This window comes from Gemmatimonadota bacterium, assembly GCA_039715185.1.
In the GTDB taxonomy this organism is placed as follows: Bacteria; Gemmatimonadota; Gemmatimonadetes; order Longimicrobiales; family RSA9; genus DATHRK01.
The window spans coordinates 1-1838 of sequence record JBDLIA010000197.1; the positions used below are offsets into that span (position 1 = coordinate 1).

Below are 1838 nucleotides of genomic sequence, written 5' to 3' on the forward strand. Positions count from 1 at the left end.
AAGGTGTCGGGGATCAGGCTCTCGAGCGGCTCGCCGTTCTCGATGCGCTGCTTGAAGTCGGGCGTGCGCGCGGCGAGCTGGGCGTCCGAGAGCTTCGCCACCGTGCGCGAGGCGATGAAGCGCACCATCGGCAAGCGTCACTTCGACGTGCAGCTGCTCGGCGGCATCGTGCTGCACGAGGGCACGATCGCGGAGATGAAGACGGGCGAGGGCAAGACCTTCGTCGCCACCTTGCCCTGCTACCTGAACGCGCTCACGGGCAAGGGCGTGCACGTCGTCACGGTGAACGACTACCTGGCGCGCCGCGACGCCGAGTGGATGAGCGAGATCCACAACTTCCTGGGCCTCTCCGTCGGCTGCATCGTGCACGACCTCTCGGACCTCGAGCGCAAGCAGGCCTACGGCTCGGACATCACCTACGGCACGAACAACGAGTTCGGCTTCGACTACCTGCGCGACAACATGAAGGCGAGCCTGGACTACTTCGTCCAGCGCGAGCTCCACTATGCGATCGTGGACGAGGTCGACTCGATCCTGATCGACGAGGCGCGCACGCCGCTCATCATCTCGGGGCCGTCCGAGGACAACACCGAGCTCTACCGGGTGGCGAACCAGGTGATTCCGCGCCTGCGCGCGGGCGCCAAGGCCGACCCGAAGACGGACACGCCCGAGAGCGGCGACTACTGGGTGGACGAGGAGCACCACCAGGCCACGCTCACCGAGGAGGGCGTCCACAACGTCGAGAAGATCCTCCGCGTCGAGAACCTGTACGACCCGCAGATGTTGCCCCTTCTGCACGGCGTCAATCAGGCGCTGATCGCGCACTCTCTCAAGAAGCGCGACGTCGACTACGTGGTGCAGCGCAACGACAAGAGCGGCCGGCCCGAAGTGGTGATCGTGGACGAGTTCACGGGGCGCCTGATGGCCGGCCGGCGCTGGTCGGACGGTCTCCACCAGGCGGTCGAGGCCAAGGAAGGCATCCCGATCCAGAGCGAGAGCCAGACCTACGCCTCGATCACGTTCCAGAACTACTTCCGCATGTACGAGAAGCTCGCGGGCATGACCGGCACGGCGGATACCGAGGCCCCCGAGTTCGCCAAGATCTACGACCTCGACGTGATGGTCGTGCCGACCAACCGGCCCATGATTCGCGACGACCAGCCGGACGTGGTCTACAAGACGGAGCGCGAGAAGTTCGACGCGGTGATCGAGGACATCAAGGAGCGCCACGAGAAGGGCCAGCCCGTGCTCGTCGGCACCATCTCGATCGAGAGCTCGGAGCGGCTCGCCTCGCGGCTCGGCAAGCGCGGCGTCAAGCACAACGTGCTGAACGCCAAGCAGCACGATCGCGAGGCGGAGATCGTGGCCCAGGCGGGCCGCAAGGGCGCGGTCACCATCTCCACGAACATGGCGGGCCGCGGCACCGACATCGTGCTCGGCGGGAACCCGGAGTACCTGGCCCTCGCCAAGAGCGGCGGCGACAAGGACCACGCCGGCTACCCGCGCCTGCTCGCCGAGTTCGAGGCGCAGTGCGAGGCGGAGCGCGGCGAGGTGCTCGCCGCCGGCGGCCTCCACATCCTCGGCACCGAGCGCCACGAGAGCCGACGCATCGACAACCAGCTGCGCGGGCGCTCCGGGCGGCAGGGCGACCCGGGCTCCTCGCAGTTCTACCTCTCCCTCGAAGACGATCTGATGCGCATCTTCGGCGGCGAGAAGATCAAGCCCTGGATGGAGCGGCTTGGCCTCGAGGACGGCGAGGCGATCGAGCACGGCATGGTGACGCGCTCGATCCAGAATGCGCAGAAGAAGGTCGAGTCGCGCAACTTCGACATCCGGAA

1 pseudogene is annotated in these 1838 nt (G+C 67.0%); it reads left to right on the forward strand.

Annotated elements, in window-relative coordinates:
- Positions 1–87 precede the first annotated feature (87 nt).
- Positions 88–1838: pseudogene (secA, locus tag ABFS34_16650) on the forward strand (preprotein translocase subunit SecA).